The sequence below is a fragment of the Clostridium pacaense genome, from assembly GCF_020709765.2.
GTDB lineage: Bacteria > Bacillota > Clostridia > Lachnospirales > Lachnospiraceae > Enterocloster > Enterocloster hominis.
On the sequence record NZ_JAJFEB020000255.1, the window covers coordinates 1 to 232 of the forward strand.

The 232-nt window shown below is 51.3% G+C and carries 1 protein-coding gene; it reads right to left on the bottom strand.

Annotation, left to right across the window (positions count from 1 at the left end):
* A partial coding sequence (locus LK536_RS59210) for a hypothetical protein (protein ID WP_506092390.1) occupies positions 1-232 on the bottom strand: 232 nt, incomplete at both ends.

The following is a 232-nucleotide window of genomic DNA, read 5'->3' on the forward strand; positions in this document are numbered from 1 at the left end:
TATAATACTCCCTTCTCCCCCTGTTTCCGTTTCTTCTTCCCTTCCCTTTTTTCTCCTTCCTTTTTCCCCTTTTCTCTTTCTCTCTCCTTCTTCTCCTTTCCTTTTCCCCCTTCCCCTTTCCTCTTCCCCCCCCTCTTCCCCTCCCCTCTCCCCTTCTCCCTTCCCTTTTCCTCCCCCTTTCCTCCCCCTCTTTTTTCTTTTTTTCCCCTTCCCTCCTCTCCCCTCTCCTTCT